The organism is Stenotrophomonas sp. LMG 10879, from assembly GCF_002750935.1.
In the GTDB taxonomy this organism is placed as follows: Bacteria; Pseudomonadota; Gammaproteobacteria; order Xanthomonadales; family Xanthomonadaceae; genus Stenotrophomonas; species Stenotrophomonas lactitubi_B.
The window spans coordinates 189,818-213,568 of sequence record NZ_PEJT01000001.1 but is presented as its reverse complement, the minus strand read 5'-3'; the positions used below and the strand labels follow the sequence as shown (position 1 = coordinate 213,568).

The 23,751-nt window shown below is 66.8% G+C and carries 21 protein-coding genes; all 21 read left to right on the top strand.

From position 1 onward, the window contains the following. Nucleotides 1-1,194, top strand: a complete 1,194-nt coding sequence (flgJ, locus tag CR919_RS00870) for a flagellar assembly peptidoglycan hydrolase FlgJ (RefSeq protein ID WP_099818407.1) — start codon at nucleotides 1-3, stop codon at nucleotides 1,192-1,194. Nucleotides 1,195-1,202: 8 nt separating this feature from the next. Next, nucleotides 1,203-3,083 (top strand): flagellar hook-associated protein FlgK, encoded by a 1,881-nt coding sequence (gene flgK / locus CR919_RS00865; protein WP_099818406.1) that lies wholly within the window; start codon nucleotides 1,203-1,205, stop codon nucleotides 3,081-3,083. Beyond that, on the top strand, nucleotides 3,080-4,282 hold the full coding sequence (gene flgL / locus CR919_RS00860) for a flagellar hook-associated protein FlgL (RefSeq protein WP_099818405.1): 1,203 nt from the start codon (nucleotides 3,080-3,082) through the stop codon (nucleotides 4,280-4,282). Before flgK ends, flgL begins: the two co-directional genes overlap by 4 nt. Nucleotides 4,283-4,724: 442 nt before the next feature. Beyond that, nucleotides 4,725-5,942, top strand: a complete 1,218-nt coding sequence (locus CR919_RS00855) for a flagellin (RefSeq protein WP_099818404.1) — start codon at nucleotides 4,725-4,727, stop codon at nucleotides 5,940-5,942. Nucleotides 5,943-6,014: 72 nt separating this feature from the next. After that, nucleotides 6,015-7,172: a flagellin gene (locus CR919_RS00850; protein WP_033831047.1), complete on the top strand. Its 1,158-nt coding sequence runs from the start codon at nucleotides 6,015-6,017 to the stop codon at nucleotides 7,170-7,172. 86 nt (nucleotides 7,173-7,258) lie between these two features. Beyond that, nucleotides 7,259-8,500, top strand: a complete 1,242-nt coding sequence (locus CR919_RS00845) for a flagellin (RefSeq protein ID WP_088099870.1) — start codon at nucleotides 7,259-7,261, stop codon at nucleotides 8,498-8,500. A gap of 443 nt (nucleotides 8,501-8,943) precedes the next feature. Further along, the gene (fliD, locus tag CR919_RS00840; protein WP_099818403.1) at nucleotides 8,944-10,362 is read left to right on the top strand and encodes a flagellar filament capping protein FliD; all 1,419 of its coding nucleotides are present in this window, start codon (nucleotides 8,944-8,946) and stop codon (nucleotides 10,360-10,362) included. A 129-nt stretch (nucleotides 10,363-10,491) separates the two neighbouring features. Next, nucleotides 10,492-10,908, top strand: coding sequence for a flagellar export chaperone FliS (gene fliS / locus CR919_RS00835; protein ID WP_089241027.1), 417 nt, complete (start codon nucleotides 10,492-10,494; stop codon nucleotides 10,906-10,908). Beyond that, nucleotides 10,905-11,198 carry a hypothetical protein gene (locus CR919_RS00830; RefSeq protein WP_099818402.1) on the top strand — a complete coding sequence of 98 codons (294 nt, stop codon included), beginning with the start codon at nucleotides 10,905-10,907 and terminating at the stop codon, nucleotides 11,196-11,198. Before fliS ends, CR919_RS00830 begins: the two co-directional genes overlap by 4 nt. Beyond that, complete coding sequence (locus CR919_RS00825) at nucleotides 11,195-11,773, top strand: PilZ domain-containing protein (RefSeq protein WP_099818401.1); 579 nt, start codon at nucleotides 11,195-11,197, stop codon at nucleotides 11,771-11,773. Before CR919_RS00830 ends, CR919_RS00825 begins: the two co-directional genes overlap by 4 nt. Before the next feature lie 91 nt (nucleotides 11,774-11,864). Next, complete coding sequence (locus CR919_RS00820) at nucleotides 11,865-12,497, top strand: response regulator transcription factor (protein ID WP_025879002.1); 633 nt, start codon at nucleotides 11,865-11,867, stop codon at nucleotides 12,495-12,497. Nucleotides 12,498-12,797: 300 nt separating this feature from the next. Then, the gene (gene rpoN, locus CR919_RS00815) at nucleotides 12,798-14,207 is read left to right on the top strand and encodes an RNA polymerase factor sigma-54 (RefSeq protein WP_099818400.1); all 1,410 of its coding nucleotides are present in this window, start codon (nucleotides 12,798-12,800) and stop codon (nucleotides 14,205-14,207) included. 14 nt (nucleotides 14,208-14,221) lie between these two features. Beyond that, complete coding sequence (locus tag CR919_RS00810) at nucleotides 14,222-14,599, top strand: response regulator transcription factor (RefSeq protein ID WP_049460600.1); 378 nt, start codon at nucleotides 14,222-14,224, stop codon at nucleotides 14,597-14,599. Next, the gene (locus CR919_RS00805; RefSeq protein WP_099818399.1) at nucleotides 14,596-16,101 is read left to right on the top strand and encodes a sigma-54 dependent transcriptional regulator; all 1,506 of its coding nucleotides are present in this window, start codon (nucleotides 14,596-14,598) and stop codon (nucleotides 16,099-16,101) included. Before CR919_RS00810 ends, CR919_RS00805 begins: the two co-directional genes overlap by 4 nt. Before the next feature lie 808 nt (nucleotides 16,102-16,909). Further along, on the top strand, nucleotides 16,910-17,275 hold the full coding sequence (gene fliE, locus CR919_RS00800) for a flagellar hook-basal body complex protein FliE (protein ID WP_025878997.1): 366 nt from the start codon (nucleotides 16,910-16,912) through the stop codon (nucleotides 17,273-17,275). 12 nt (nucleotides 17,276-17,287) lie between these two features. Next, complete coding sequence (fliF, locus tag CR919_RS00795) at nucleotides 17,288-18,934, top strand: flagellar basal-body MS-ring/collar protein FliF (RefSeq protein ID WP_099818398.1); 1,647 nt, start codon at nucleotides 17,288-17,290, stop codon at nucleotides 18,932-18,934. A gap of 10 nt (nucleotides 18,935-18,944) precedes the next feature. Continuing rightward, nucleotides 18,945-19,931: a flagellar motor switch protein FliG gene (gene fliG / locus CR919_RS00790; protein ID WP_099818764.1), complete on the top strand. Its 987-nt coding sequence runs from the start codon at nucleotides 18,945-18,947 to the stop codon at nucleotides 19,929-19,931. Nucleotides 19,932-19,960: 29 nt separating this feature from the next. Then, on the top strand, nucleotides 19,961-20,569 hold the full coding sequence (locus CR919_RS00785) for a FliH/SctL family protein (RefSeq protein ID WP_180167444.1): 609 nt from the start codon (nucleotides 19,961-19,963) through the stop codon (nucleotides 20,567-20,569). Beyond that, a complete protein-coding gene (locus CR919_RS00780; protein WP_099818396.1) occupies nucleotides 20,566-21,966 on the top strand; it encodes a FliI/YscN family ATPase in 1,401 nt (466 codons plus the stop codon). Before CR919_RS00785 ends, CR919_RS00780 begins: the two co-directional genes overlap by 4 nt. Further along, a complete protein-coding gene (gene fliJ / locus CR919_RS00775; protein WP_099818395.1) occupies nucleotides 21,963-22,445 on the top strand; it encodes a flagellar export protein FliJ in 483 nt (160 codons plus the stop codon). Before CR919_RS00780 ends, fliJ begins: the two co-directional genes overlap by 4 nt. After that, nucleotides 22,445-23,602, top strand: a complete 1,158-nt coding sequence (locus CR919_RS00770) for a flagellar hook-length control protein FliK (protein ID WP_099818394.1) — start codon at nucleotides 22,445-22,447, stop codon at nucleotides 23,600-23,602. Before fliJ ends, CR919_RS00770 begins: the two co-directional genes overlap by 1 nt. Nucleotides 23,603-23,751 lie beyond the last annotated feature (149 nt).

Here is a 23,751-nt window from a genome sequence, read left to right as displayed (position 1 = left end):
ATGCGCATCACTCCCGCATTCGAACTGAGCCCAGCCCAGCAGAACGACCCGGCCAAGATCGACAAGGTCGCGCGCCAGCTTGAAGGCCAGTTCGCGCAGATGCTGGTCAAGAGCATGCGTGATGCCAGCTTTGGCGATTCGCTGTTCCCGGGTGAAAACAAGATGTTCCGGGAGATGTACGACCAGAAAATCGCCGAGGCGATGACCCGCGGCAAGGGGCTGGGCCTGTCGAGCATGATCACCCGCCAGTTGTCCGGTGCGCAGGCCGATGGCCCGGCGCTGGATACCCGCGTGGATCCGGCCAAGGCCAGCCGCGCCTACCAGCTCAATGCGCCGGCGGCGCCGTCGCTGCCGCTGCAGGATGCCGGCCAGGCCGTGCGCATGCTGCAGCAGATGGCGGCCGGTGTGCAGGACGGCGCGCAGTCTTCGGTCGCACCGATGGAGCAGGCGCTGGACCTGATCGCGGGCCGGGAAAGCAGCAGCATGCACCGTTCGCTGGGCACCGACGATCCCTATGCCGGCGCCATCGGTGGTGCCGATTGGGCCGCTGCCAGCGACCAGTGGGCGCCGACCGCCAGCAACCGCGGCAGCAGCGGCACCCCGGCCGATGCGCTGGCCACCCGCACCGCCGTCGCCCAGCTGGGCGCGCACACACCCGAAGGCTTCGTCGCCAGCATCTGGCAGCACGCGCAGAGCGCGGCCAAGGAACTGGGCGTGGACGCCCGCGCCCTGGTTGCGCAGGCAGCGCTGGAAACCGGCTGGGGCAAGCGCCAGATCAAGCATGCCGACGGCAGCACCTCGCACAACCTGTTCGGCATCAAGGCCACCGGCTGGAAGGGCCAGAGCGCCACCGCCGGTACCCATGAGTACGTCGATGGCGTGCGCCGCAATGAGACCGCCAGCTTCCGCGCCTACACCTCGCCCGCGGAGAGCTTTGCCGACTACGTGCGCCTGCTGAAGACCAGCCCGCGCTACCAGCAGGCACTGCAGGCCGGCACCGATGTGCAGGGCTTCGCGCGCGGCCTGCAACGTGCCGGCTACGCCACCGACCCGCGTTACGCGGCCAAGATCGCCGCGATCGCCGGCGGCCCGACCATCGAGCGCGCCGTGGCCGCCGTGGCCGACGCCGGCTCACGCATCGGTCAGACCTTCGCCAGCACCGCAACCGCGGCGCTGGGTATCACTCGTCGTTGAGGAACCCCATGTCCAGCGTACTTTCCACCGGTACCAGTGCCCTGCTCGCCTTCCAGCGTGCGTTGGCCACCACCAGCCACAACGTGGCCAACCTCAACACGCCCGGCTACAGCCGGCAGAAGGTCGACTTCGCCACCGCCACCCCGCAGAACTACGGCTATGGCGACGTTGGCAACGGCACCCGCATCGTCGACATCCGCCGCGCGGCCGACCAGCTGGCGATCTCGCGCCTGCTCGACAGCAGCGGTGAGCTGGCGCGCCTGAAGCAGCTTTCGGGCATGGCCGACCGGGTCAATGCGCTGTTCTCCGACGCGGCCACCAACGTGGCCGGAGTCTGGTCGAACTTCTTCGACACCGTCAGCGGTCTGTCCTCCAACGCGGCCGGTACCGCCGACCGGCAGAACATGCTGGATGGTGGCAAGGCGCTGGCCAACCGCTTCAGCCAGCTCAACACCCATCTGAACAACCTCAATGGCGAGGTCAACAACGGGTTGATGGCCGGTGCCACCGAGGTCAACCGGCTGGCGTCGGAGATCGCGCAGATCAACGGTGCCATCGGCACCAACATCGCCAACGCCGCGCCCGACCTGCTGGACCGCCGCGATCAACTGATCTCGCAGCTGGTGGGCTACACCGGCGGCACCGCGGTGGTCCAGGACGGCGGCATCATGAACGTCTACACCGCCGGCGGCCAGGCGCTGGTGGTGGGCACCACCGCATCGAAGGTCACTACGGTGGCCGACCCGTACCAGCCCGAGCGCCTGCAGCTGGCGCTGCAGACCCAGGGCGGCACCATTACCCTGGACCCGAAGGCGGTCGGCGGCCAGATCGGTGGCCTGCTCGAGTTCCGCGACACCGTGCTGACCCCGGCCCAGGCCGAACTGGGCAAGCTGGCCGTCGGCCTGGCCGAGACGTTCAACAGCACCCACCGCCAAGGCGTCGACCTGTACGGCCAGATGGGCGGCGACTTCTTCAACATCGGCACGCCGCGTGTCACCGGTAATGCCGGCAACACCGGCACCGGCTCGATCACCGCCAGCTACGGCGATCTCGGCAAACTGGAAGCGCAGAACATCGTGCTGAAGTTCGATGGCAGCAACTGGGCTGCCAGCCGCGCCGACACCGGCGCCAGCGTGCCGCTGACCGGCACCGGTACTGCCGCTGACCCACTGGTCATCAACGGCGTGAAGCTGGTGGTTGGCGGTACCCCGGCAGCCAACGACCGCTTCCTGCTGCAGCCGACAGCCGGGGTGGCCGGCAGCCTGGAGATGGCGATCACCGATCCCTCGCGCATTGCCGCGGCGGCCGCGATCAAGGGTGCGGCAGCACTGGCCAACACCGGTACCGGCAAGCTGAGCGGCGTGACCGTGACCGACTCAGCCAACGCCAACCTGCGCAACCCGGCTGCAATCGTGTTCACCTCGGCCACCACCTACACCATCGATGGTGGCCCGCCGCAGACCTACACGCCCGGCCAGACCATCAGCGCCAACGGCTGGAGCTTCGTGCTCGATGGCGTGCCGAAGAATGGCGACACCTTCAACATCACCCCGACCCCGGCCGGCTCGTCGGACAACAGCAACGCGACCAAGCTGTCCAAGGTGGAATCGGCCAAGGCGTTCAACGCCGGCACGGTGACACTGGGCGGCGCATTGGGCGGGCTGACCACCCAGGTCGGCGCGGCGGCGCGTTCGGCGGAATACTCGCTGGGGGCGCAGCAGGTGATCGCCGACCAGGCGCAGGCGGCGCGTGACGAAGTCTCGGGCGTCAACCTCGATGAGGAAGCGGCCGACATGCTGCGCCTGCAGCAGGCCTACCAGGCCGCCTCGCAGCTGATTTCCACTGCCGACTCCATGTTCCAGACCATCCTGGGAGCCGTGCGCCGATGAGCAACCGTATCTCCACCGGGATGATGTACAGCCAGTCGGTCGCGCTGATGATGGCCAAGCAGGCCAAGCTCAGCCATCTGGAACAGCAGATCGCCACCGGCAGCAAGATCGTCAGCGCCAAGGACGATCCGGTCGCCGCAGGTGCCGCGGTTGGCCTGGACCGCAGCCTGGCCGCACTGGAGCGCATGAAGCTCAACGGCAACAACGTGCAGAACCGCCTGGGTGTGCAGGAAAACACCCTCGCCCAGGTCAACGACCTGATGGCACGCGTCAACGATCTGACCATCCAGGCCAGCAATCCCGCCTTGAGCGCGCCTGACAAGAAGACCCTGATCACCGAGTTGAACCAGATCCGAGAGGGCTTGCTGTCGCTGGCCAACAGCAGCGATGGCACCGGCCGCTACGTGTTCGGTGGTACCAACGACAGCGATCCGCCGTTCGCCAGGATTGACGGCAAAGTTGTCTATCGCGGCGACCAGACCCAGCGCCAGGTGGAAGTCGGCCCGGACACCTACGTGCGCGATGCCCTGCCCGGCAGCGAGATCTTCCTGCGCATTCCCACCGGCGATGGCTTCGTTGATGGCAGCGCAGCGGCAGGCAACACCGGCAACGGCGTGCTGACCAACATCACCCGCGATGGCAGCGACAGCTGGAACGGGCAGTCGTTCAGTGTGCGCTTCACTGCCGCCGACCAGTACGAAGTGCTCGACGGTGCCGGCAACGTGACCAGCACCGGCACCTACAAGGCCGGCAGCGAACTGGAGATCAACGGCGTTCGCCTGCAGATCGCGGGCGCGCCAGCGACAGGTGACAGCTTCAACGTGCAGGCGGCCAGCAGTCGCGACATCTTCGGCACCATGGACAAGCTGATCGCCGCGCTGGATGCCGATACCGGTACGCCGGCGAAGATGGCCGCGCAGCAGAACGAACTGCAGAGCGCATTGCGCGATGTCGGCCGCGCTGCGGAACGGATGATCGATTCGCGTGCTGCCGGCGGTGCGCAGCTGAATGCGCTGGACAATGCGGCGGAAATGCGTGAGGCCAATGGCGTGACGCTGAAGACCACGCTGTCGCAGATGCGCGACCTGGACTACGCCGACGCGTTGAGCCAGTACCAGCTGGAAAGCACCGCATTGCAGGCGGCACAGACACTGTTCTCGCAGATGCAGTCGATGTCGCTGTTCAACAAGATCCGCTGATTCCACGCGCCCGCGTTGGAGCCCAAGGCCGCGATGCCCTGCATCGCGGCCTTTTTCGTTTCCGCGGTCATGTACCGCTGCGCTGGCCCGGTACCGCCCGGCGCCACCCAAGGGTTGGCCCTGGTAGCGCCGGGCCATGCCCGGCGGATGTGCCGAGATCGCCCATCAAGCCCAGCCGTCCCCCGCCGATACCTTCATCAGCGTGGGGCAGGCATGACAGGCCGCCCTTCCCAGGGTTCACCCCGCCCCTTCCGGGCGGACGGAAATCCCCGGAAAAACAGCCTTCAGCGACGAAATTCGGCTGCAACGAAATTCCCCGCTAAAGGTTGTTGACAAAGCGCCGTTATTCATTTGGCAACGGCGAAGCACACAGCCAAACAAAAAAATCAGGCGGCGCTTCGTTTCATTCACCAACGGGTTCCACATAAGAGGAGACGACCCCATGGCACAGGTAATCAACACCAATACGATGTCGCTCAACGCTCAGCGCAACCTGAGCACCAGCGGCAGCTCGCTCGCTACCACCATCCAGCGCCTCTCGTCCGGCCTGCGCATCAACAGCGCGAAAGACGACGCCGCCGGCCTGGCCATCAGCGAGCGCTTCACCACCCAGATCCGTGGTCTGGACGTGGCCATCCGCAACGCCAACGACGGCATCTCGCTGGCCCAGGTCGCCGAGGGTTCGCTGAACGAAGTCGGCAACAACCTGCAGCGCATCCGCGAACTGGGCGTGCAGGCCTCCAACGCCACCAACTCGGCCAGCGACCGCAAGGCGCTGCAGGCTGAAGTGACCCAGCTGGTCAGCGAGATCGACCGCGTCGCCAAGCAGGCCGACTTCAACGGCACCAAGCTGCTGGACGGTTCGTTCACCAGCCAGCTGTTCCAGGTGGGCGCCAATGCCGGCCAGGCCATCGCCATCAACAGCGTGGTCAACGCCAAGGCCGATTCGCTGGGCGCGGCCAACTTCGCCAACGGCTACACCGGCACCGCTCTGGCCGTCGACAAGGCCACCGCCGATACCACCTACTCCGGCCTGCAGATCTCGGTGACCCCGCCGGGCGGCACCGCCACCACGGTCACCGTCAGCGACTTCACCGTGAAGGCAGGCGAGTCGATCACCTCGGCCACCGCTGCTGCGATCAACAACAAGCTGGGCGAAACCGGCGTGGTCGCCTCCGTCAACGCCGGCGTGGTCAGCCTGGCGTCGGTCAAGGACGGCCAGACCTTCACCCTGGGCGTCAGCGCGGCCACCCCGCCGGCCGGCGTCACCGCCGCCACCATCGCCGGCCTGGGCCTGACCGAGACCAGCACCAACGGCGGCACGCTGACTGGCGCAACGACCAGCTTCGTCAAGGACCTGAACGTCACCACGGCCGAGGGCGCACAGAAGGCGATGTCGATCGTCGACAAGGCCCTCGAATCGGTCAACAGCGTGCGCGCCGACCTCGGCGCCATCCAGAACCGCTTCACCTCGGTGGTCGCCAACCTGCAGACCTCCTCGGAGAACCTGTCCGCATCGCGCAGCCGCATCCGCGATACCGACTTCGCCAAGGAAACCGCCGAGCTGACCCGCACCCAGATCCTGCAGCAGGCCGGTACGGCCATGCTGGCCCAGGCCAACCAGGTACCGCAGAACGTGCTCAGCCTGTTGCAGCGCTGACATGAGCCGCCCCCGGGGCACGTCGGGGGCGTCTAACCCAACTCACGTGCAACCGCTCAAGGACCTCTCCTCATGGCACAAGTAATCAACACCAACACGATGTCGTTGAATGCTCAGCGTAACCTGAGCACCAGCGGCAGCTCGCTGGCCACCACCATCCAGCGCCTGTCCTCCGGTTCGCGCATCAACAGTGCCAAGGACGATGCGGCCGGCCTGGCCATCTCCGAGCGCTTCGGCACGCAGATCCGTGGTACCGACGTGGCCATCCGCAATGCCAACGACGGCATCTCGCTGGCCCAGGTCGCCGAAGGTTCGCTGACCGAAATCGGCAACAACCTGCAGCGCGTCCGCGAACTGTCGGTGCAGGCCTCCAACGCCACCAACTCCGACAGCGATCGCAAGGCGCTGCAGGCCGAAGTGACCCAGCTGGTTTCGGAAATCGACCGCGTCGCCAAGCAGTCGGACTTCAACGGCACCAAGCTGCTGGACGGTTCGTTCTCCAGCCAGCTGTTCCAGGTTGGCGCCAATGCGGGCCAGGCCATCGCCATCGACAAGACCGTCGATGCCAAGGCCGGTTCGCTGGGCACTACCAAGTTCGCTGCTGATGTCACCGGCACCGCGATCGCCGCCGCAACCGCTGATGGCTCGGTTGCTGGCTTGACCATTAACTCGATCGCCATTGACAAGGTCGATTACAAAAACGGCGCGACCGGCGCCGAGATTGCCAAGTCGATGGCCACTGCCATCAACGCCAAGATCGGCGAGTCGGGCGTATACGCAACCGTGGGCGGTGCTGGCAAGGATCAGATCGTACTCAGCTCGGTCAAGGCCGAGAAGGATCTGGTTGTCGGTGGCACCGTCGCCGGCTCCGGCCTGGCTGCCGCCACCACCACTGCTGCAGCCACGGCGACCAGCAGCGTGGTCCAGAGCCTGGATGTCACCAGCGTCAAGGGTGCACAGCAGGCACTGGAAGTGGTCGACAAGGCGCTGGGTTCGATCAACAGCACCCGTGCCGACCTCGGTGCGATCCAGAACCGCTTCACCTCGGTGGTGGCCAACCTGCAGACGTCGTCGGAAAACCTGTCCGCATCGCGCAGCCGCATCAAGGACACCGATTTCGCCAAGGAAACCGCTGAGCTGACCCGCACCCAGATCCTGCAGCAGGCCGGTACGGCCATGCTGGCCCAGGCCAACCAGGTGCCGCAGGGCGTGCTCAGCCTGCTGCGCTGATCCGCTCTCTGATCGACCTCCGGGCGTCGCATGACGCGGCGCCCGGATCCTGAAATACGTTCCACCTTCGCCAAAGGAAAAGCACCATGGCACAAGTCATCAACACCAACACCATGTCCCTGAATGCTCAGCGCAACCTGAGCACCAGCGGCAGCTCGCTCGCTACCACCATCCAGCGCCTGTCCTCCGGTTCGCGCATCAACAGCGCCAAGGACGACGCGGCCGGCCTGGCGATTTCCGAGCGCTTTGGTACCCAGATCCGCGGCACCGACGTGGCCATCCGCAATGCCAACGACGGCATCTCGCTGGCCCAGGTCGCCGAAGGTTCGCTGACCGAAATCGGCAACAACCTGCAGCGCGTCCGCGAGCTGTCGGTGCAGGCCGCCAACGCCACCAACTCCGATAGTGACCGCAAGGCGCTGCAGGCCGAAGTCACTCAGCTGGTCTCGGAAATCGACCGCGTCGCCAAGCAGTCCGAGTTCAACGGCACCAAGCTGCTGGATGGCACCTTCTCCAGCCAGCTGTTCCAGGTCGGCGCCAACGCCGGTCAGGCCATCGCCATCGACAAGGTAGTCGACGCAAAGACAGCCTCGCTGGGCAACTCCACCTTCGCGGTGGCCTACAAAGGCACCGCGCTGGATAATGCTGCCACCGCTGCCGTGAACGAGGACTTGGCCACCGCTGACACCAAGTTTACCGGTCTGCAGGTGTCGGTCACCCCGAAGGGTGGCACGGCCACCGCCATCAACATCGGTGACATCTCGGTCAAGGCCGGAGAGTCCATTTCCAAGGCTACTGCCGCCGCCATCAATGCGAAACTGGGCGAAACCGGCGTCATGGCCAGCGTGGACAAGGGCGTTATCAGCCTGTCGTCGGTGAAAGACAGCCAGACCTTCGCACTGGCCGCCGGCGGCCCGGCCACCGCCGGCGCTACCGCCGTCGCTGCCGATTTCGCCAACATCGGCCTTGACGAGAGCAGCACAAACGGCGGCACCATGACCGGCGTGACTGCTAGCGTGCTGTCGTCGGTGAACATCTCCACAGTGGAAGGTGCACAGAAGGCGCTGGAGATCGTCGACAACTCGTTGAACTCGATCAACAGCACCCGCGCCGACCTCGGTGCGATCCAGAACCGCTTCACCTCGGTGGTGGCCAACCTGCAGACCTCGTCGGAGAATCTGTCGGCGTCGCGCAGCCGCATCAAGGACACCGATTTCGCCAAGGAAACCGCTGAGCTGACCCGCACCCAGATCCTGCAGCAGGCCGGTACGGCCATGCTGGCCCAGGCCAACCAGGTGCCGCAGGGCGTGCTCAGCCTGCTGCGCTGATCCACGGCAAGAAGGCGCCGCTACCGTCGGATTGAACCGACGGTAGCGGCAACCCGACAGCCACGGCGTACACAGATGCGGGCCATGCCCGGCCCGGGAAGCGTCCCGAACCGGCTTGGCATCGCCCGCCCCTGCGGACCTCTCTTTCAGCGTTGTGCATTTTGACTGTACGTACCGGGCGGCTTCGTCTCCCCCCGATTGTCAGTAGCCTGATCCCTCCCCTGCATTGGGGGAGGGTTTTTTACAGACCCCCGGCAGCCCGCGGTGAACCCACCCGCACCCTGCCCCAGACCTCCTGCAACCAGCGTGCCAGAACTGCCCTGCCGGCCAGTGGCACGGCGCATGCATCAACGAAGTCCTCAAGACCCAGCGGCGCAGGCCGCTATTTTCGTTGACGACGGGCCGCCGCACGACGGCCAGGCCCGTATACCAGGAGAAACGACGTGGCAGACTTTGGATACGGTGGCATTGGCTCAGGGCTGGACATCTCCAGCATCGTCAACCAGCTGGTCGCGGCGGACCGCAAGCCGGCCGACAATGCGCTGAACCTGCAGCAGTCCAAGACCAAGATGCAGCTGTCGTCGCTCGGCACGGTCACCTCGGCCTTCGACAAGCTGAAGACCGCACTGACCGCTTTGAAGGCCACCACCGCCTTCGACACCCGCACCGTCACCGCCACCGGCAAAGCCGGCCCCAACAACGCCAACGATGTGCTGACCGCGTCGGTAGCGCTGTACGACGTGGGCACCAGCAAGGCCGCCGCGTCCAACGGCACCCATCTGATCGAGGTGAAGAACCTGGCATCGGCACACAAGCTGATCGCCGACACCTCGGTGCCCAAGACCGACACCTTCGGTGCCGGAACCTTGACGCTGACCGTCGGCGTGGGTGACAAGGCCAAGACGATGAACGTGCAGGTGGAGGAAGGCGACACGCTTACCACCGTCCGCAACAAGATCGACGCCGCTGGCCGCAAGGAAGGCGTGCAGGCCACGCTGATCAGCTCCGGCGACAACCAGTACCTGTCCATCGCCCAGGAAAAGACCGGTGCAGCCAGCGCCATCAAGCTGGAATACGCCGGCAGCGATCCGAAGCTGGGTGCGCTGGTCGGCAGCCTGAAGGAAAACAGCCCCGCCAAGGATGCGCTGCTCACCATTGATGGTGTGGAAGTAGTGAGTGCCAGCAACACCGTGGCCGATGCCGTGCCAGGCCTGACCCTGAACCTGAAGGAACAGGGCAAGAGCACGGTGGTCATCAGCACCGACACCACTGCCGCGACCAAGGTGATGCAGGAGTTCGTGACCGCCTACAACGCGGCCGTCGCGGCGATCAACACCGAAACCAAGTACGACCCGAAGACCAAGGAAGCCGCCGCACTGACCGGCGACGCACAGATGCGTGGCGCGATCGCGCAGCTGCGTTCGACGATGTCCGGCGTGCTCAAGGACCTGGCGGGCGACCAGCTGGACGCCAAGGCGCTGGGCCTGCAGACCCGCGGCTACCCCAACGCCGATGGCACCCTGGTGCTGGACAGCACCAAGTTCGCCGCCGCCCTCGCCGCCCAGCCGGAGAAGATCCGCCAGGCGGTCACCGGCGATACCGGTGGTGCCGGCCGGCTGTATTCACTGGTGGACGGCTACGTCAGCACCACGGTCGGCAAGGAAGGCGCCTTCGTCGCCCGCACCAAGGGACTGAACACCACCCTGGACAACATCGACAAGCGCCGCAAGGACCTGGACGCGCGCATGGTCGGTGTCGAGGCCCGTTACAAGAAGCAGTTCGTGGCATTGGACAGCCTGATGGGCAAGCTGCAGCAGAGCAACACCGCGCTGCAGCAGCAGCTGGCCCAGTTGAACCGCTGAGGAAACACGCACGGCGCTCAAGTTTGGCGCCGTACGCACCGATAACGGACGCAACAGCAATCATCGCAGTGCCGGCGTCAACGGTCCCTTCGACCGCACCCCGGCACCCCGCGCAAGGGAGAATCACGAATGTACGGTTCCAGCCGTCAGTACGCCGAGCAATACCGCCAGGTGGGTGTGACCAGTGCGGTCGCCGATGCCGATCCGCACAAACTGGTGGCGCTGCTGCTGTCCGGCGCACTGGAGCGCGTACGCCGTGCCCAGGCCACCCTCGAACAAGGCGATCAGGCCGGCAAGGGCAAGGCGATCGGCGAAGCATGCGCGATCGTCGCCCACCTCAACGGCTCGCTGGACCATGAAGCCGGCGGCGAGATCGCCGGCAACCTGTCGGCCCTGTACGACTACCTGCTGCAGCGCCTGACCGAGGCCAACCTGCACAACGATCGCGCTGCACTGGACGAATCGCTGCAGCTGCTGGGCGAAATCGACGGTGCCTGGAATGCCATCCCGCACGAACAGCGCCGTCCCGCGGCGGTGGCGCCATGAGCCTGCTCGAGCTCAATGCGCAGCTGGATGCCTTCGAGAAGGCCCTCGACGAAGAGGCATTCGAACAGGCCGACAGCCTGCTCGACGGCCATGACAGCACCCTGCATGCCCTGCTGAGCCAACCGTTGACCAGCGCCGACCACGCACCGCTGTCGGCGCTGCTGGAACGCCAGCAGAGCCTGATTGGCCTGCTGCGCCAGCGCCGCGATGCCGTATCGGTGCAGATGCAGGACGGCCGCCGCTCCCTTCGCGCCGCGCATGCCTACCTGCAGGCAGAATCGCTGGCATGACCGTCCTGCCGACCACGTCCCTGCACCACCCGGCCGAAAGCGAGCTGTTCGACGAAACGCTCAGCTGCGAACTGGCCCTTCCCGCCGAGTTCCAGGCCGGCAGTGCAGTGGGCCGGACCAGCAGTGCCGAAGGCCTGCTGCGCAGCCTGGCGCTGGTCGAAGACAGTCGCATCGACGAGCACGAAGAACGCAGCGAAGCCAGCCTGCAGCTGCAGCGCCTGGAAGCCAAGGTGGACCTGACCATGGTCCTGCTCGGCCGCCTGATCCGCCAGCAGGGCCAGGAACCGACGCTGCGCCCGGTGCGCTGGTCGCGCCGCGGCATCCGCCTGCAGCTGGGCCCGCGCAGTGGCAGCCTGCCCGGCCAGGCCGGCGTCGTCCGCCTGCAACCCAGCGACTGGCTGCCCGACCATATCGACCTGCCGGTGGAAGTCATCGCCGAAGCAGCCGATGGCGGCGGCGGCCACTACCTGTGGCTGCGTTTCCATCACCTCGGCGATGGTCTGGAAATGGCAATGGAACGGCATCTGTTCCGGCTGCATCGGCGGCAGGTGGCCGAGGCCCGTCGCGCACGCTGAAATCTGCCACCATGCAGGCATACGGCCAGCCCTTGGCGTGCCCGTTCAGCTAAGTTAAGGTGGACCCCCCTCCCCAACCTCCAGCGTGCCTGTGCGAGTTCTCATCGTCGACGATCACACCCTGGTTCGCGCCGGCCTGGCGCGGCTGCTGCAGGGGTTTGCCGACGTGCAGCTCGTCGCCGAGGCCAGCAATGCCGAACAGGCACTGCAGATGGCCCTGCAGCACGCGCCGGATGTGGTGCTGATGGACCTGTCGCTGCCCGGCCGTACCGGCCTGGAAGCACTGAGCGACATCCGCCTGCGCGCACCGGGTACGCGCATCGTGATGATGACCATGCATGATGACGCCGCCCACGTGCGCGATGCACTCGATCGCGGCGCCGTCGGTTTCGTGGTGAAGGATGCCGCGCCGCAGGAACTGGAATTGGCGCTGCGTGCCGCGCATGCCGGCCAGGTATTCCTGAGCCCGCAGATCTCGGCCAAGATGCTGGCACCGATGCTCGGCCGCGAAAAGCCGACCGGCATAGCCGCACTGTCGCCGCGCCAGCGCGAGATCCTTCGCCGCATCGGCAAGGGCGAGAGCAACAAGGAAATCGCCGCCGACCTTGGCATCAGCGTCAAGACGGTGGAGACCCATCGCGCGCGAATGATGGAATCACTGGGCTGCCGTCGCGCCAACGATCTGCTGCTGCTGGCTGCGCGCCACCAGCACGAGCTGGAATGACGTCCTCGCGACACGGGTAACGCCGTGGTGCCGCCCACGGGCTTGGCGACGAAATACCGTCACCCACACGTGCCCCGACGGGATTCCGTACGAGGAGCGCGGGCGAGCACCACGGCGATCGACCACGAATCAATGAGTTAGCGACCGGAATCGTCAAATTCCCGCGCTTGTGTAGGGGATTTCCTTACAAACTGTCGGGAATACCACCAACCCCCTCAGGAACCCCCCGATTCCGCGCCTGCCGGATCAAAAGCAAGATGTGTTCCACAAGGCGTCGGGGAGCGGCGCCGGGGACTCACGATGAAGGCTTCACTTTCGACCCAGCTGGGTCAACAGCTTCACCTCACCCCGCAGTTGCTGCAGTCGATCAGGCTGCTGCAGCTCGACGGCCTGCACCTGGAGCAGGAAATCCAGCGCCTGCTGGAATCCAATCCGCTGCTGGAAATCGAAGACGCCGAAGCGCCCGCCGCTGAAGCCACCGATGCAGCCAGAACCACGCTCGATACGGCTGCGTTCGACGAGCTGCCCGAATCCTCGATGTGGGATGTGTCCGGCGCCAACTGGCAGGACGGCGATGACGACCGCATGGCACGCATCGCCGCTGGCGAATCGAGCGATCCGCAGCTGCGCGTGCTGCAGCGCCTGGCGCTGGACCTGGACGAGCGCGAACTGGCCGTGGCCGCCTTCTGGCTGGAACACTGCGACGATGCCGGCTATCTGCAGGCACCGCTGGCACAGCTGCAGCTGCTGGCCAGCGCGCAGTTCGACATCGATGCCAACGGCGTTGAAGCGATCCGTCAGCACCTGCTGCAAGGCGAGCCGGCCGGCATGGCCGCGCAGGACCTGCGCGAATCGCTGCTGGCCCAGCTGTGCAGCCTGCACGGGGTGGTGCCGGCACGTCATCTCGCCGCGCGCATTCTGGACGGCGCGCTCGATGCCTTGGCCGCCCACGACTACCCTGCCCTCGCCCGCCAGCACGATGCCGAGATCGAGGACGTGCGCGAAGCCGTTCGCCTGATCCTGTCGCTGCAGCCGCGCCCGGGCGACAGCCTGCTGCCCGAGCGCAATGCGGTGGTGGTGCCCGACGTGGTCGCCTGGCACGCCGATGAACAATGGAAGGTGGCACTGAACCCGGCCACCAGCCGCCGGGTGTCGATCAACAGCCAGTACGAACAGGCCCTCGCCGAGACCAGCGACGCCGCCCCCGCGCTGCGCGAGATGCTGCAGGAGGCGCGTTGGTTCAGCCGCGGCCTGTCGATGCGCTACGACACCCTGCTGCGCACCGCGCGGGTGATCGTCGAGCGCCAGGCGGCCTTCCTGGTGCGTGGCGAGGAAGCCATGGCACCCTTGACCCTGAAGGAAGTGGCCGAGGAAATCGGCATGCACGAATCCACCGTTTCGCGCATCACCACCGGCAAGTACCTGCAGACCCCGCGCGGCACCTTCGAGCTCAAGCACTTCTTCGCCGTGCGCCTGGAAGGGGCCAGCGTGTCCGGCCAGGCGGTCAAGGCCATGGTCCGCCGCCTGATCGACGCCGAGCCCGCCGGTCGCCCGCTGGCCGACGAGGCCATCGCTGGCCTGCTGTCCCGCCAGGGGGTGAACATTGCCCGTCGAACCGTCGCAAAATACCGCGAACAACTGGATATCGCCCCGGCCCGCGAACGGCGCCGGGTCAACGCCAGGCAACCGCAGCTGGCCCGGGTGGGCTGAAAAGGATGTTGGACATGAACAAGCTCACAGTTCTGCTGGTCGATGACCACGAGGGCTTCATCAACGCGGCGATGCGCCACTTCCGCAAGATCGACTGGCTGCAGATCGTCGGCAGCGCCGGCAACGGCCTGGAAGCGATCGAACGTTCGGAGAGCCTGCGCCCGCAGGTGGTGTTGATGGATCTGGCAATGCCGGAAATGGGCGGCCTGCAGGCCACCCGCCTGATCAAGTCGCAGGACGATGCACCGTACATCGTGATTGCCAGCCACTTCGACGACGTCGAGCACCGCGAACACGCGCTGCGCGCCGGCGCCGACAACTTCGTCAGCAAGCTGTCCTACATCCAGGAAGTCATGCCGATCCTGGAAGGCCTCAGGGAGGATCGGTCGTGAGCGAATCGCGCATCCTGGTACTGGACAACGATGCGGTGCGTGCCGAGCGCACCGTCGCCCTGCTGGAATTCATGGACTTCAACCCGCGCTGGGTTTCCGACGCCGCCGATTTCGACCTGGCCCGCCAGCGTCAGAACGACTGGATGGCGGTGATCGTCGGCAACCTGGACGACAGTGCCGCCAGCACCGCGCTGTACGCCTGGCTCGGTGGCAGCAGCCTGCCGCCGCCGGTGCTGCTGGCCGACGGTGACGCCACTGCGTTCGCCCACCGGCATGGCCTGCATGAAGCCAACATCTGGCCGCTGGAAGCGCCGCTGCGCCATGCGCAGATGGAAGCCCTGCTGCGCCGTGCCAGCCTCAAGCGCCTGGATGCCGAACACCAGGCCGGTGCCGTGCAGGACCAAGGCCCGACCGGCAATGGTCCGGCGGTCAGCGCACTGCGCACGATGATCGAACAGGTCGCCGCATTCGACACCACCGTGCTGGTGCTGGGCGAATCGGGCACCGGCAAGGAAGTGGTATCGCGCAGCATCCACCAGCGCTCGCCACGCCGCGACGGTCCGTTCGTGGCGATCAACTGCGGAGCGATTCCGGCGGAACTGCTGGAAAGCGAACTGTTCGGCCACGAGAAAGGCGCCTTCACCGGCGCACTGACGGCGCGCAAGGGCCGTTTCGAAATGGCCGAGGGCGGCACCCTGCTGCTCGATGAAATCGGCGACATGAGCCTGCCGATGCAGGTCAAGCTGCTGCGCGTGCTGCAGGAGCGCAGCTTCGAGCGTGTTGGCGGCAACCAGACCATCCGCTGCAACGTGCGGGTGATCGCCGCGACCCATCGCGACCTGGAAAGCCGGATCGCCGATGGCAAGTTCCGCGAGGATCTGTTCTATCGCCTCAACGTGTTCCCGATCGACGTGCCGGCGCTGCGCGAGCGTCGCGAAGACCTGCCGGCGTTGGTGGAAACCATCGCCACCCAGCTGGCGCGTACCGGTCGTGGCGAAGTGCGCTTCACCCCGGAAGCGTTGCAGGCGCTGGCCGGTTATGAGTGGCCGGGCAACGTGCGCGAGCTGACCAACCTGGTCGAACGCCTGGCGGTACTGCACCCGGGTGGCTCGGTGCGCGTGCAGGATCTGCCGGCACGTTATCGCGGTGATGCCGCGCTGGCCACCATGGCAGTTGCCACAGCGCCGCCGGTGGTCGCCAGCGAAGAGCGCCTGGACCTGCGCAGCTTCTCGTTCCACACCCCGGGCAGCGGCAACCAGCCGTCGCTCGAACACGGCATCGCCGTCAACCGCGCCGCCGCGCCCGCCGCGTTGCCGGACGACGGCCTGGACCTGCGCAACCACATGGCCAACATCGAACTGGGCCTGATCAACGAAGCACTGGAACGCACCCAGGGCGTAGTCGCCCACGCAGCCCAGCTGCTCGGCCTGCGCCGCACCACCCTGGTGGAAAAGCTGCGCAAGTACGGCATCGAACGCGAGCCGGCCGAACTGGCCAGCTGAATCGCGTTGCCAGCATGAAGGGGGCACGAACGCCTGGGCTTGCCCGGGCGTTGGTGTTTGTGGGGGGTGTTGTTGCCGGGCTGCCGCCCGGCACCCGCAGAGGCGACAGCCAAAGCAGCGGTCGAAGCAACAGCAACAGCTGGCTTCCTGCGCGATGCGCGGGCGGGCCAGGTTGCGGGGGACGCTGCAAGTACGTCCCTGTAAGCTCGGTCGCGCCATCCATGGCGCTCACGCCCCCGCAACCTGACCCGCCCACGCCTCCGGCGGTTTCCTTGTGACGGAGGGTTCGCGCCATGTAGCGCCGAGCTTGCTTCGAAGCACGCGGAGTATATGTCGACACATCTATCTGTTGAAGGTCTGCGCCGCTCCAGTTGGAGCCATAGGCCAAAAAACCGACGCCGGTGAAATGACGCGTCACACATCCCCAGGAACGCCCCATCCACGCATGGCGTGGATCTACTGTGTCGACCAAGGTCGACACCCACCAGCAGCACGGAACGCCATTCCGACACATCGCGGAGATCTGTCGAAGGCGGGGTGGGTCCGGTTGCGGGGGCGTGAGCGCCATGGATGGCGCGACCGAGCCTACAGGGACGTATTCACGGCGTCCCCCGCAACCGGACCCACCCCGCCATCCCACGGAATGCAGGTTTTTGACGTTGACGTTGCCGTTGCTTCGGCAGGTGCAGGGCGCAGCCCTGCCGAACACCCCCCAACCCTCACGTCACTGAACCGATCAGCCATTTCGGCACGGCACTTGCACTAGCTCCAGCAGACACCCCCATCCCTGTTTCTGGAACCGTTGCAGATGTCCCACTCCGTCACTTCGATCCTTTCCCAGATCCGCTCCTACCAGACCCAGGTGGGACAGCCCGCGCTCAACCCGCTGGCCGAAGCGCCGCGTAGCAATGCCCTGCCGGGCACGGTGCTGGATGCGCCGCAGGTCCAGCCTGCCAGCTTCACCGAAACCCTGCGCGGCGCCATCGCCGGCGTCAACGACGCGCAACAGAAATCCGGCGCCCTCGCCAAGGCCTTCGAACTGGGTGAGCCCGGCGCCGACCTGGCCAAGGTGATGGTCGCCTCGCAGCAGTCCCAGATCGCCTTCCGCGCCACCGTGGAAGTCCGTAACCGTCTCGTCCAGGCTTACCAGGACGTGATGAACATGCCGCTGTAAGGATAGAAACGCATGGCCCTGTCGCTCTCCAAGGAATCCCTGAACGCCGAAAAGGCGGGCCAGTGGTTCGACCGGCTGCAAAGCCTGCAGATCACCCGTCGGCTCGGACTGATGGCGATGATCGCCGTGGCCGTGGCGGCAGGCCTGTTCGTGTTCTTCTGGTCGCAGAAGCCGGGCATGGTGCCGCTGTACACCGGCCTGGACCAGAAGGCCACCGCTGAAGCGACCGACCTGCTGCGTGCCGCACAGATTCCGTTCCAGCTGGACCCGGCCACCGGTGGCATCACCGTGCCGGAAAAGAACCTGCACGATGCCCGCCTGAAACTGGCGGGCTCGGGCCTGACCGACAGCGGCAAGCTCGGCTTCGAGCTGATGGAGCGCGACCCGGGCTTCGGTGTCAGCCAGTTCGTGGAAAGCGCGCGCTACCAGCACGCACTGGAAACCGAGCTGTCGCGCACCATCAACACGCTGCGTCCGGTGCGCGATTCGCGCGTGCATCTGGCCATTCCCAAGCCCAGCGCGTTCACCCGCCAGCGTGACGTGGCCAGTGCCTCGGTCACCCTGGAACTGCGCGGCGGCCAGCAGCTGGAACGCAGCCAGGTCGATGCGATTGTGCACATGGTGGCTGCCGCCATTCCCGATCTGGCGCCGGAACGCGTCACCGTGGTCGACCAGAGCGGGCGCATGCTCAGCGTCAGTGACCCGAACAGCGAAGCGGCGGTCAACGCTGCCCAGTTCGAACAGGTGCGCCGCCAGGAAACCTCGTTCAACCAGCGCATCCGCGAACTGCTGGAACCGATGACCGGCCCCGGCCGGGTCAATCCGGAAGTCAGCGTGGACATGGACTTCTCGGTGACCGAAGAAGCGCGCGAGCTCTACAACGGCGAGCCGCAGAAGCTGCGCAGCGAGCAGATGAGCGAGAACAGCAGCAGCACGCCGGGCCCGCAGGGCGTACCGGGTGCCACCAGCAACAGTCCGCCGGGCCAGGCCGCCGCACCGGCCACCGCGCAGGCGCCAACCGAAAGCAGCAAGAACGCGACCCGCAACTACGAGCTGGACCGCACCCTGCAGCACACCCGGCAGCCAGCCGGCCGCATCAAGCGCGTATCGGTCGCGGTACTGGTGGACAACGTGCCGCGCGCCGGCGCCAACGGCAAGGTTGCACCGCAGCCGCTGTCGGCGGCCGAACTGACCCGGGTCGAGGCACTGGTCAAGCAGGCCGTCGGCTTCAGTGCCGAGCGCGGCGACACCGTGTCGGTGATGAATGCCCCTTTCGTGCGTGATACCACGCCGGTGGAAGGCCCGGCCTGGTGGGAACTGCCGTGGGTGCACGATGCCGGCCGCATGCTGCTGGGTGCGCTGGTGGTGATGGCGCTGCTGTTTGGCGTGCTGCGCCCGGCACTGCGTGGCATCACCGGGCAGAACCGCAAGAACGAAGAACTGGCGCTGGAACCGCATACCGCGGACGTGCAGCTGGTCGATGACGATGGCACCCCGCTGCCGGCGCTCGGCGCCGACCGGGCAAGCCTGGGCGGGCCGGAAGCATTGGCCCTGCCGGTGGATTCTTATGAGGAACGACTGCGGATGGCGCGTGAAGCCGTGAAGACCGACTCCAAGCGCGTGGCCCAGGTGGTCAAGGGCTGGGTGGCCAATGACTGAGGTCGCTCCCCTGACCGGCGTGCAGCGCGCCGCCGTCCTGCTGCTGTCGCTGGGTGAACTGGACGCGGCCGAAGTGCTGCGCCACATGGAGCCGAAGGAGGTGCAGAAAATCGGCATCGCCATGGCCACCATGTCCGACATCACCCGCGAACAGGTGGAACGGGTGATGGACCAGTTCAGCCAGGAACTGGGCTCGAAGACCTCGCTGGGCGTGGGCTCGGACGACTACATCCGCAACATGCTGGTGCAGGCGCTGGGCAGCGAGAAGGCCGGCAATCTGATCGACCGCATCCTGCTGGGCCGCAATACCACCGGCCTGGATGCACTGAAGTGGATGGACCCGCGTGCGGTGGCCGATCTGGTGCGCAACGAGCACCCGCAGATCATCGCGATCGTGATGGCGCACCTGGAAACCGACCAGGCCGCCGACGCGCTGAAGCTGCTGCCCGACCGCACCCGTGTGGACGTGCTGCTGCGCATCGCCACCCTCGACGGTATTCCGCCCAATGCGCTGAACGAACTCAACGAGATCATGGAACGCCAGTTCGCCGGCAACCAGAACCTGAAGTCGTCCAACATCGGCGGCGTGCAGTGTGCGGCCAACATCCTCAACTTCATGGACAGCGGCCAGGACCAGGCGATCCTGGGCGAGATCGCACGCATCGACGCACCGCTGAGCGGCCGCATCCAGGACCTGATGTTCGTGTTCGACGACCTGGTGGACCTGGACGACCGCGAGATGCAGCTGGTGCTGCGCGAAGTCAGCGGCGAACGACTGGGCCTGGCGCTGCGCGGCGCCGACATCAAGGTGCGCGACAAGATCACCCGCAACATGTCCCAGCGCGCGGCCGAGATCCTGCTGGAAGACATGGAAGCGCGCGGCCCGGTGCGCCTGTCCGACGTGGAAGTGGCGCAGCGCGAGATCCTGGCCATCGTCAAGCGCATGGCCGATGAGGGCACCGTCACCATCGGTGGCAGCGCGGAGGCGATGCTGTGAGCAACGTCGTGCGCTGGCTTGCCCCGGATCTGCTGGCCCAGCCCGAACCGGTGCTGGACCACGACGATGCCTTCGAACTCACCGAGCCGGACCCGGAGCATGAGCCGGAGCCGCCGCTGCAGCTGCCTACCCTGGAAGAAATCCAGGCGATCCAGGACAGCGCCGAGAAGGAAGGTTTCGACCACGGCCATGCCGATGGTTTCAGCCAGGGCCAGGCCGAGGTGCGCCGGCTGGTCGCGCAGATCGAGGGCATCCTCGACAACTTCGGACGGCCGCTGGCGCGCCTGGAAAATGAAGTGGTCGGCGCGCTCGGCGAACTGGCGGTACGCATCGCCGGTGCGCTGGTCGGCCGTGCCTACGAGGCCGATCCGGCGCTGCTGGGGCAACTGGTCGGCGAGGCGATTGACGCCGTAGGCGGCAGCAACCGTGAGGTGGAGGTGCGCCTGCATCCGGATGACATCACCGCCCTCGCCCCGTTGTTGACCCTGTCGCCGCAGCAGCGCCTGGTGCCCGACACCAGCCTGAGCCGTGGTGACCTGCGCGTGCATGCTGAAGCAGTGCGCATCGACGGCACGCTGGAAGCGCGCCTGCGCGGCGCCCTGGATGCCGTGATCCGCCAGACCGGAGCCATCGCATGAACACCGATACCGCCGCGACACCGTCGCCGCCGGCCGACTGGGCGGTTGCCCGCAATCTGCGCCTGGGCAACCGCCTGGACAGCCTGAAGGTCGACACCGCGCACGGCCGCGGGCTGATCCGCGAGGGCGTGTTGCGCCGGGCGGTCGGCCTGACCCTGGAAGCGGTCGGCTGCGAAGCACCGCTCGGCGCCAGCTGCAAGGTGGAAGTGGTCGATGGCGGCTGGGTCGATGCCGAAGTGGTCGGCTTCGCCGGCGAACGCACCTACCTGATGCCCAGCGCCGAACTGCATGGCCTGCTGCCGAATGCGCGGGTGGTGCCATCGGCCCGCCGTGGTGGCGTGGAAGTGGGCGAAGGCCTGCTCGGCCGCGTCATCGACAGCGATGGCGTGCCGTTGGACGGCAAGGGCCCGATCCGTGCGGAAGGCCACGTCGGCATGGCGGGCGTCTCGATCAATCCGCTGGCACGCGAACCGATCACCCAGCCGCTGGACGTGGGCGTGCGCGCGATCAATGCACTGCTGCCGATCGGCCGAGGCCAGCGTGTCGGCCTGTTCGCCGGTTCCGGCGTCGGCAAGTCGACGCTGCTGGGCATGATGACCCGCTACACCGCCGCCGACGTGATCGTGGTCGGCCTGATCGGTGAGCGTGGCCGCGAAGTGCGCGATTTCGTTGAAAGCACCCTCGGCGAGGAAGGTCTGCGCCGCGCCGTGGTGGTGGCCAGCCCGGCCGACCGTCCGCCGCTCGCCCGCCTGCATGGTGCCTACCGCGCCACCGCCATCGCCGAGTGGTTCCGCGACCAGGGCCTGAACGTCCTGCTGCTGATGGATTCGCTGACCCGCTTCGCCCAGGCGCAGCGCGAGATCGGCCTGTCGGTAGGTGAGCCGCCGACCACTCGCGGCTATCCGCCCTCGGTGTTCGCCAAGCTGCCGGCACTGGTTGAACGTGCAGGCAATGGCGCCAAGGGCCGCGGTTCGATCACCGCCTTCTACACCGTGCTGACCGAGGGCGACGATCCGCAGGATCCGATCGCCGATGCCGCGCGCGCAATTCTTGACGGTCACATCCTGCTCTCGCGCCGCGTGGCCGACAGCGGCCTGTACCCGGCGATCGACGTGGAATCGTCGGTCAGCCGCGTGGTCACGGAAATCGCCGACGAACCGTGGCGCCTGCGCATCCGCAAGCTGAAGCGGCTGGTCTCGGCCTACTCGGCCAACCGCGACCTGATCGCCATCGGCGCTTATCAGCGGGGCAACGACGCCGCAACCGATGAAGCCCTTGAGCGCTGGCCGGAAATCATGGAATTCCTCGGCCAGGATGTCGCCAAGGCCGCAGATCTACCGCACAGCCAGGCGGCGTTGCAGCGCCTGGTGGAACAAGAGAATGAGAGGCTGACATGATCCAGTCCAAGCGCATCGATCCGCTGCTGAAGCGGGCCCAGGAACACGAAGACGCGGTCGCCCGCGACCTGGCCGAGCGCCAGACCGTGCTCGACACCCATCTGTCACGCCTGGACGAACTGCGTCGCTACGCCGAGGAGTATGCCTCGCAACAGATGGCCGACGCGCAGATGGCCGCGACCAGCCCGGCGCAGCTGCTGAACCGGCGCGCCTTCCTGGACCGGCTGGACAGCGCGGTGGAACAGCAGCAGCAGACCGTCAACGGCAACCGCGAAAAAGTGGAAGCCGAGCGTGCGCGCCTGATCCTGGCCAGCCGTGACAAGGCGGTGCTGGAACAGCTGGCCGCCAGCTACCGCGCGCAGGAAAAGGTGGTGACCGACCGCCGCGACCAGCGCCAGATGGATGACATCGGCGCACGCCGCGCGCGCCTGGCACAGACCGAAGACCAGGATGATGGCGAGCAGGGAGGCCGGTCGTGATGCCTTCACCCCTGAGCAGCAACGCCAGCGCACCGACGCCCGGCGGCAGCGGCAATGCCAGCAGTACGCGCACCTCGAGCACTGATTCGGGCAAGGATTTCGGCCAGATGCTGCAAGGCGGCAGCGCGTCGACCGCCACTACCGGCGCGGCGGCCACCGCCAGCAGCCCCGCGAAGCCGGCCAACGCCACGTCAACCTCCGATGGCAATCCGGGCAAGGCGACGCCGCGACCGGCCGACGGCGAAACCGCCGCCACGGACGCCACGACATCGACACCCGCTGTACCGGCAACGTCTGCAGCGGCCGATGACAAGGACGCGCCGGCCAGCGCGGACGACGCACCCTGGCCGCCACTGGGGTTGGCCGGCCTGATGCTGGCCGTGCCCACCGGCGTCGATCCGACACCGGCGCTGCCGCCGCCAACCGCCAGCGATGCCGAAGCGCTGCCGTCCGCTGCACCGGCACTGCCGGCCGCCGCAGTGGCCGCCAACGTCGCACAGGGTGCGGCAGCGCCAGCCACCAGTGCATCGGCATCCGCTGGCGGCGACGCTGAGGCCAGCGGCCTGCCGTTGCCCGAGCTGGTGCTGGGTGGCAAGGCATTGGATCGTGCCGACGACGGCGACAGCCTGCAGATCGGCGACCGCGCGCCGCCGGCGCCGCTGCAGCCCCCGCTGCCCGCCGCCCTGCAGGATCTGAAGGCCGCACTGGCCAGCAATGCCGTCTTCAATGGCGAACCGACCCCCAAGCCGGTGCTGGGCGATGATGGTTTCGACCAGGCCATCGGCGCGCGCATCGGCTGGCTGGCCGACCAGAAGATCGGCCATGCCCACATCCGCCTCAACCCGGAAGACCTGGGGCCGGTGGACGTGCGCCTGCAGATGAACGGCGACAAGGTGCATGCCAGCTTCAGCAGCCCGCATGTGGATGTACGCCAGGCGCTGGAAAGCAGTCTGCCGCGCCTGCGTGAACTGCTCGGCGAGCAGGGCTTCCAGCTGGCCCATGCCGATGTCGGCCAGCAGCACAGCGGCGACGGCAATCCGGGCAGCCAGACGGCCGGCGGCGGTCGCGGTGGTGACGGAGAACCGTCACTGGGCGACGCCACGGTGTCGGCGTCGCAGCTGATCCGCCAGCGCGGGTTGTTGGACGCTTACGCCTGACAGGCGTGCCAACCAAGGTTGGCACCCACCAGAACACGGGTAGCGCCGGGCCATGCCCGGCGGATTACCGACATTCCGCCGGGCATGGCCCGGCGCTACCGATTTGAACACCCGACGGAATTCCGTCGCGCCCCTCGCCGAGCACTCCG